The following is an 8,215-nucleotide window of genomic DNA, read 5'->3' on the forward strand; positions in this document are numbered from 1 at the left end:
CATCGGACGTCGGCGCGGCGGTGTCACTCATCCGGCGGCGCGTGTCACGGCCGTTCGGCGCTCCTTCGCTCCGGACCGCTCACTCCAGGCCGCGGCGCTTCAGGTAGCGCCAGGTGATCTCCAGGGCGATGCCGCAGACCACCGCGATGGCGACGCCGATCAGCGGATCGCGGAAGCCGACCAGGGAGAGCTGGAAGAACTCCTTCAGCGGGGGGATCAGCAGGACCAGGGCGAACGCGCCGCCCATGGTGCCGATCAGCAGCAGCCGCCACCAGCTGTACGGCCGGGCGACGATGGCGAGGACCCAGATGGCGATCAGGAAGAGCGTCAGGGTGGCCACGCTGGTGTCGGCCTTGAGGTCGGTCGCGTGGTTGGCGCGGGCGAGCGCGTAGGCCACGAAGGTGCCCGTCCCGGCGATGGCGCCGCCGGGGATGGCCAGCCGCAGCACCCGCTTCACGAAGCCGGTGCGGGCCCGCTCGTTGTTGGGGGCGAGCGCGAGGAAGAAGGCCGGCACGCCGATGGTCAGCGAGGACAGCACGGTCGAGTGCCGGGGCAGGAACGGGTACGGCGAATGGGTGAAGATCACCAGTAGCGCCAGCAGCACCGAGTAGACCGTCTTCACCAGGAACAGCGAGGCGACCCGCTCGATGTTGCCGATCACCCGGCGGCCCTCGGCGACCACCGACGGCAGCGTCGCGAAGGAGTCGTCGAGCAGCACGATCTGGGCGACCGCCTTGGTCGCGTCCGAGCCGGTGCCCATCGCCACCCCGATGTCGGCGTCCTTGAGCGCCAGCACGTCGTTGACGCCGTCGCCGGTCATCGCCACGGTGTGGCCGCGCGACTGCAGCGCCCCGACCAGCAGGCGCTTCTGCTGCGGGGTGACCCGGCCGAAGACGCTGGTCGCGTCGGCGGTCTCGGCGAGCTCCTCGGGGTCGGTGGGCAGGGTGCGGGCGTCCAGCGGGTGGTCGGCGCCGGGCAGGCCCAGGTGGCCGGCCACCGCGCCGACCGAGACCGCCGCGTCGCCCGAGATGACCTTGGCCCGGACCCGCTGCCCCTCGAAGTACCGCAGCGTCTCGGCGGCGTCGCCGCGCAGCCGCTGCTGCAGCACCACCAGCGCGAGCGGGGTGAGGTCGGCGGCCGGGTCGGGGGAGTCCAGCGGGACGGGCGTCCGGCCGAGCAGCAGCACCCGCAGGCCGCGCGCGCCCAGCTCGTCCACCTCGGCCAGCGCCGGGTGCCCGGCGGGCAGCAGCACGTCGGGGGCGCCGAGCAGCCAGCTGGCCTCGCCGCCCTGCGGCTCCAGCAGCTGCACGCCGCTCCACTTGCGGGCGGAGGAGAAGGGCATCGCCTCGATCACCCGCCAGCCGTCCCGCTCGCGCGCGTCGTCGCCGCGCCCGTACGCGTCGATGACGGCCTGCATGGACGGGTTGGGGCGGGCGTCGGCGCCGGCCATCACGGCGAGCGCGTGCCGGACGGTGTCCGGGCCGACGGCGGCGGGCTCCCCGTCGGAGAGCACCCGCAGGTCGATCACGTCCATGCCGCCCTCGGTGAGGGTGCCGGTCTTGTCCAGGCAGACGGTGTCCACCCGGGCCAGGCCCTCGATCGCCGGGAGCTCCTGGACCAGGCACTGCTTGCGGCCGAGCCGGATCACGCCGATCGCGAAGGCCACCGAGGTCAGCAGCACCAGGCCCTCGGGGACCATCGGGACGATGCCGGCCACCATCCGCCGTACGGCCTCGCGCCAGTCCCGCCCCTCGACGGCCAGCTGGCTGATGATCAGGCCGATCGCGGTGGGGATCAGCAGGTAGGTGATGAACCGCAGGATGCTGTCGATGCCGCTGCGCAGCTCCGACTTCACCAGGGTGAACTTGCTGGCCTCCTCGGCGAGCTGCGCCGCGTAGGCCTCGCGGCCGACCTTGGTGGCGGTGAACGCGCCCGCGCCCGCCACCACGAAGCTGCCGGACATCACCTGGTCGCCGGGCTGCTTGAGGACGGGGTCGGGCTCGCCGGTGAGCAGCGACTCGTCGATCTCCAGACCGTCCGCCTCGGTGACCTCGCCGTCCACGATCACCTTGTCGCCGATGCCGAGCAGCACGGTGTCGTCGAGGACGATCTCGGAGACGCCGATCGGCCGGACGCCGCCGTCCCGGCGGACCTGCGGGCGGGCCTCGCCGATCAGGGCCAGGCTGTCCAGGGTCTTCTTGGCGCGCAGCTCCTGGATGATGCCGATCGCCGTGTTGGCCACGATGACCAGACCGAACAGGCCGTCCTGGATCGGCCCGACGACCAGGATGATCCCGAACATCACGCCGATGATCGCGTTGAAGCGGGTGAAGACGTTGGCCCGGACGATCTCGCGGGTGGAGCGGCTGGAGCGCACCGGGACGTCGTTGACCTGCCCCTTCGCGACGCGCTCGGCCACCTCGGCGGCGGTCAGGCCGCCGCGCCGCCCGGGCAGCAGCCCGAGGGGGTGGGCCCCGTCCGGACGGTCCCCGTCGGTCGGCCGCTCTTCCGCTGGCTGCGCAGGCTGCGTCATGGCACCGACTCTACGGGCGCCTCATGTTCGATGCGTGCTGCTGACGGACTCTTCAGTCCGACCGGGTGGCCGGGTCCTGACCGTCGCCGTCCGTCACGCGTTCGGCCGCCTCGGCGGCGCGGCCGCGGGCGATCGCGTCCCGCCGGGCGCGGCAGTACCAGAGGCCGATCAGACCGAGCAGGCCGCCGGAGAGGCAGATCCACGGCCAGGTGCCGTGGCCGTGGTCGGAGAGCGTGCCCTGGAAGGGGAGCAGCACCAGGAAGGCGACGAACCACACCACCGTGCCGCCGCCGACGATGGCGACGTCATTGGCCTCCAACGGAGGGGGGGAGGGGTGCAGCGGCGTCTTGGGCATGGGGACTAGCGTACGGTGCGGCGGGGGCCGGTCGCGGTTGCGTGGGCCCCGGCCGGGCTCTACGCGCGAAGATAGCGCGTGTGCGATGCGGAAACCATACTGAAGGCTCTGAGCCCGGCCACCGTCGCCCCGGGTGTCAACTCCCCCTCCTCAGCTCCCCCACAGAGGACGCACGCATGCCTGTGGTCCAGCCGGCCACCGAGTCGCCCGAACCCGCCGACGCCGCGCCCAAGCCCCCCGTGGGCGCGGTCGACCGCTTCTTCCGGATCAGCGAGCGCGGCTCCACCCTGCCGCGGGAGATCCGCGGCGGTGTCGCCACCTTCTTCACCATGGCGTACATCCTGGTGCTGAACCCGATCATCCTGGCGAGCGCCACGGACATGACCGGGGCCCACCTGGACAGCGCCCAGCTGGTCACCGCCACCGCCCTCACCGCGGGTCTCACCACCCTGCTGATGGGCGTGGTCGGCAACGTCCCGATCGGCCTGGCGGCCGGCCTCGGCGTCAACACCATCGTGGCGCTCCAGCTCGCGCCCAGGATGACCTGGCCGGACGCCATGGGCATGGTCGTGCTGGCCGGTTTCGCGATCATGCTGCTGGTGGCCACCGGCCTGCGCGAGCGGGTCATGAACGCCGTGCCGCTCGGTCTGCGCAAGGCCATCGCGATCGGTATCGGTCTGTTCATCACCTTGGTCGGCCTGGTCGACTCCGGCTTCGTCAGCCGCATCCCGGACGCCGCGCACACCACCGTCCCGCTGCAGCTCGGCGGCAACGGGCACCTGCTCGGCTTCCCGGTGCTGGTCTTCGTCGTCGGCCTGCTGCTCACCCTGGTCCTGGTGATCCGCAAGGTGCCCGGCGCGATCCTGATCAGCATCGCGATCTCCACCGCGCTCGCCGTGGTGCTCGACAAGGTGGCCGACGTCCCGGCGGCCAAGTGGGGCCTGACCGTCCCGACCTGGCCGGGCAACCCGGTCGCCGCACCGGACTTCGGGCTGGTCGGCAAGGTCAGCCTGTTCGGCGGCTTCGAGAAGGTCGGCGTGCTGACCGGCGTGCTGTTCGTCTTCACCGTGCTGATGTCGTGCTTCTTCGACGCGATGGGCACCATCCTCGGCGTGGCCGACGAGGCCCACCTGCTGGACGCCAAGGGCGACCTGCCCGGCATCAACCGGGTCCTGATGGTCGACGGCATCGCCACCGCGGCCGGCGGCGCCACCTCCGCCTCCGCCAACACCTGCTTCGTCGAGTCCACCGCCGGTGTCGGCGAGGGCGCCCGGACCGGCTTCGCGTCGATCGTCACCGGCCTGCTCTTCGTGGTGGCGCTGTTCCTGACCCCGCTCGCCACCATGGTCCCCGCCCAGGCCGCCACCCCGGCCCTGGTCACGGTCGGCTTCCTGATCCTGGCCAACTCGGTCAAGGAGATCGACTGGGCCGACTACACCATCGCGATCCCGGCCTTCCTGACCATCGTGATGATGCCGTTCACCTACAGCATCACCAACGGCATCGGCTTCGGCTTCATCGCCTTCTGCGTCCTGCGCCTGGCCGCCGGCCGTGGCCGCGGCGTGCCCGCCCCGCTGTACGCGGTGGCCGCGGTGTTCGCCTTCTACTACCTGATGCCGGCCTTCGGCCTGCTCTGACCCCGCCCGGCCCCCGCGGCCCCGCACCCACCCGGGTGCGGGGCCGCGGGGCTTCTCGGTGCTCTCCGGTGCTTTCAGTGGCTTCCGGGGGCCGGGCGCCCGGTCACTGGACGTCGAACTCGTTGCCCTCGGGGTCGGCCATGGTGGTCCACCGGCCGCCCGGTTCGTCGACCTCGCGCAGGACAGTGGCGCCGAGGGCTTCCAGGCGGGCGACGGTGGCCGCGCGGGCCTCCGGGCCGGGGTGGAGGTCCAGGTGCAGCCGGTTCTTGTCCCGCTTGGGCTCGGGGACGGCCTGGAAGAGGATCCGGCGGCCGAGGCCGGTGTCCGAGGCGGGGTCGAACGGGTCCTCGGGGTGGCGGACGGCCGCCAGGGTGCGCCAGACGGGGCGGCCGGCCACCTCGGCGGTGGCCTCCGGGCCGATCGCGCCGGCCGCGAGCAGGCGGGCGACCAGCGGGCCGTGGTCCTCCAGCGCGTACTCCAGGGCGGCGGCCCAGAAGGCGGCCTGGCGGTGCGGGTCGGCGCAGTCGATGACGAGCTTCCAGTGCAGCGGCATGTAACCGGTTCTACCGGTTGCCGGATCGTCGGGCAATCGGCCGCGGTCGGAAGGTGTCAAAAAGGCGCCCGTGTAGGCCAGTTGACGGTGGGAATACTGGCTGGACGGAGAAGGGGGAGGGGACTCGACCGATGGTGCAACAGGATCCGCCCGGGGGCGTCGAGGCGCAGCTGCTCCCGGAGCTGTTCCGGACGGCGGACAAGGCCTCGCTGGACGGCCAGCGCGAGACGCTGCGCTGGTACCGCGGCCTGATCGCGATGCTGGTGATCGCCGCGGTGATCGGGTCGTTCCCCGGTCCGGACCACGACGGCGACTTCGACGTCTGGCCGCTGTTCTCGGTGGCCGCCTTCCTGGTGGCCGGCTACTTCTGGTCCCGGCTGCGCCGCAGCAACCCGCAGGGCCGCTGGTACGAGGCCCGGGCGGCGGCCGAGTCGGTCAAGACGCTGGCCTGGAAGTACACCGTCCGGGCCCGCCCGTTCGACGGCGAGGCGGAGTCGGCGGACGTGGACCGCGGCTACCTGCTGCAGGTCGAGGACGTGCTGCGGGCCTTCGAGGACCCGGAGATCGTGCCGCCCGAGACGGTCGCCGAGATCACGCCGGAGATGCGGCGGCTGCGGGCCGAGAGCCTGACCGCCCGGCGCACCCTCTACCTGCGCACCCGGGTCGAGGGGCAGCGCACCTGGTACCGCTCCCGGGCGGAGGCCTGCGACTCGCAGGCGGTCTCCTGGGGGCTCGGCATCGCGGCGCTGATCATCCTCGGCGCGGCGGCCGCCGTCGCCCAGGCCACCGGTGCGCTGCAGGTGCACGTCTTCGGCGCCAGCTCGGCCGCGGCCGCGTCGATCATCGCCTGGACGCAGCTCAAGCAGCTCCGTCCGCTGGCCGCCGCGTACCAGCTGGCCGCGCGCGAGCTGGAGAACGTCGGCAACCAGCTCTCCGACCTGGACGTCAGGGCGCCGGACGCCGAGGCGCGCTGGGCCCGGCTGGCCGCCGACGCGGAGGACGCCGTCTCCCGCGAGCACACCACCTGGCGGGCCCGGCGGGCGTTCCCCCGGTAGGCCCCGCGGCGGCGGGTAGGGTCTCCGGGCCCGCCGCGCCAGCCCAACTGTGGGAAACAGCTGGGGAGATCGGGCGAAGGGGGACCACGCCGGGACCACAGGTGTGCGGGGTGCGTGAGGGTAGGGCGTCGAGGTACGGAACGTAATCGTTACGTGTCCATGCCGTGGTTTCATCGCCTCCGCGCGACCCCTGTACCGCCGGAGGCCCCCTTGCGCATTCTCCTGATCGCCAGTGCGTTCAACAGCCTGACCCAGCGCGTCCACACCGAACTGCGCGAGTGCGGCCACCAGGTCGCCGTGCAGCTCGCCCTCGGTGACGAGCAGATGCGGGCGGGGGTGGCCCGCACCGATCCCGAGCTGATCATCTGCCCGATGCTCACCAAGGCCGTCCCCGAGGACATCTGGTCCACCCGGACCGTCCTGATCGTGCACCCCGGTCCGGTCGGAGACCGGGGCCCCTCCTCGCTCGACTGGGCGATCACCGAGGGCGCGGAGCGCTGGGGCGTCACGGTGCTGCAGGCCGTCGAGGAGATGGACGCCGGCGACGTCTGGGCGTCCGTGGAGTTCCCCGTCCCCGCCTGCGGCAAGAGCGAGCTGTACCGGGGCGAGGTCGCCGACGCCGCCGTGGAGGCCGTCCTGCTGGCCGTCCGGCGCTACGAGGGCGGGCTGTTCACCCCCGAACCGCTGGACTACGGCCGGCCGGACGTGCGCGGCGAGCTGCGGCCCCTGCTGCGCCAGGAGAACCGCCGGATCGACTGGGAGCAGGACGACACCGCCACCGTGCTGCGCAAGCTGCGCGCCGCCGACTCCCAGCCCGGGGTGCTGGACGAGCTGTACGGGCGGGAGTTCTTCCTGCACGGCGGCCACCCCGAGGACGAGCTGCGCGGCCCGCGCCCCGGCGCGGTGCTGGCCACCCGGGACGGCGCGATCTGCCGGGCCACCGTGGACGGCGCGGTGTGGATCCCGCAGCTGCGCCCGCGCCGCACCCCGGGCGGACCGGCCACCTTCAAGCTGCCGGCCGCCACGGTGCTCGCCGACGAGCTGTACCGGGTCCGCGAGGTGCCGGTGAGCCCGGCGGCGGCCGCCCGTCGCGAGACCTGGTCGGAGCTGCGCTACCGCGAGGAGGGCGAGGTCGGCTACCTCGAATTCACCTACCCAGGCGGGGCGATGAGCACCGAGCAGTGCCGCCGGCTGCTCGCCGCCTACCGCGAGGCGGCGGACCGGCCCACCTCGGTGCTGGTGCTCGGCGCGCCCCGGGACTTCTACTCCAACGGGATCCAGCTGAACGTCATCGAGGGCTCGGCCTTCCCGGCGCTGGAGTCCTGGGAGAACATCAACGCGATGGACGACTTCGTCGAGGCCGTCCTGACCACGACGGACAAGGTGACGGTCGCGGCCCTGGCGGGGAACGCGGCGGCCGGCGGACTGATGATGGCGCTCGCCGCGGACGAGGTGTGGTGCCGCGACTCGGCGGTGCTCAACCCGCACTACCGCCTGATGGGCCTGTACGGCTCCGAGTACTGGACGTACACCCTGCCGAAGCGGGTCGGCGCCGAGCAGGCCGAGCGGCTCACCACCGAGGCGCTGCCCGTCGGGGCCGAACACGCCCGCCGGATCGGCCTGGTGGACCGGGCGTTCGGCGGGGACGCGGCGGATTTCCGCCGCTGGGTGGCCCGGGAGGCGGCCGGGATCGCCGCCTCGCCGGAGCTCACCGGACGGCTGGTGGACAAGAAGCGCCGCCGCGCCGCCGACGAGGCGGTGAAGCCGCTGGCGGAGTACCGGGCCGAGGAACTGCGGCGGATGCACGCCAACTTCTACCGGGCGGGCGAGCCGTACCACGGGCTGCGGCGGGACTTCGTGCACAAGGCCTGCCCGGTGGCGACGCCGGAGCACCTGACCGGTCTGCTCGGGCGGCCCGAGTAGGGCCGGACGGGCGGGGGGGGGGGGGGGGGGGGGGGGGGGGGGGGCGGGGGGGGGGGGGAGGGGGGGGAGGGGGGGGGGGGGGGGGGGGGGGGAGGTGGGGGGGGGGGGGGGGGGGGGAAGGAGGGGACTGGTCTCCAGCGCGGAGGTGTGGGTCAGGCC

At 73.3% G+C, this 8,215-nt stretch carries 6 protein-coding genes; 3 read left to right on the top strand and 3 right to left on the bottom strand.

Annotation, left to right across the window (positions count from 1 at the left end):
• Positions 1-79: 79 nt before the first annotated feature.
• Positions 80-2,533 carry an HAD-IC family P-type ATPase gene (locus ACZ6Y7_RS35535; protein WP_465762084.1) on the bottom strand — a complete coding sequence of 818 codons (2,454 nt, stop codon included), beginning with the start codon at positions 2,531-2,533 and terminating at the stop codon, positions 80-82.
• A 52-nt stretch (positions 2,534-2,585) separates the two neighbouring features.
• Positions 2,586-2,888, bottom strand: a complete 303-nt coding sequence (locus ACZ6Y7_RS35540) for a DUF2530 domain-containing protein (RefSeq protein WP_465762085.1) — start codon at positions 2,886-2,888, stop codon at positions 2,586-2,588.
• Positions 2,889-3,064: 176 nt separating this feature from the next.
• Here ACZ6Y7_RS35540 and ACZ6Y7_RS35545 point away from each other — a divergent pair, with 176 nt between their 5' ends.
• Positions 3,065-4,525 (top strand): NCS2 family permease, encoded by a 1,461-nt coding sequence (locus ACZ6Y7_RS35545; RefSeq protein WP_465762086.1) that lies wholly within the window; start codon positions 3,065-3,067, stop codon positions 4,523-4,525.
• Between the two features lie 103 nt (positions 4,526-4,628).
• Here the strand turns inward: ACZ6Y7_RS35545 and ACZ6Y7_RS35550 are convergent, their stop codons facing one another.
• Positions 4,629-5,078 carry a VOC family protein gene (locus ACZ6Y7_RS35550; protein WP_465762087.1) on the bottom strand — a complete coding sequence of 150 codons (450 nt, stop codon included), beginning with the start codon at positions 5,076-5,078 and terminating at the stop codon, positions 4,629-4,631.
• Between the two features lie 131 nt (positions 5,079-5,209).
• Here ACZ6Y7_RS35550 and ACZ6Y7_RS35555 point away from each other — a divergent pair, with 131 nt between their 5' ends.
• Both ACZ6Y7_RS35555 and ACZ6Y7_RS35560 read left to right on the top strand, forming a co-directional pair.
• Positions 5,210-6,133, top strand: a complete 924-nt coding sequence (locus ACZ6Y7_RS35555; RefSeq protein ID WP_465762088.1) for a DUF4231 domain-containing protein — start codon at positions 5,210-5,212, stop codon at positions 6,131-6,133.
• Positions 6,134-6,343: 210 nt separating this feature from the next.
• Positions 6,344-8,056 (top strand): hydrogenase maturation protein, encoded by a 1,713-nt coding sequence (locus tag ACZ6Y7_RS35560; protein ID WP_465762089.1) that lies wholly within the window; start codon positions 6,344-6,346, stop codon positions 8,054-8,056.
• Positions 8,057-8,215 lie beyond the last annotated feature (159 nt).

It is taken from the genome of Kitasatospora sp. NPDC053308, assembly GCF_055585785.1.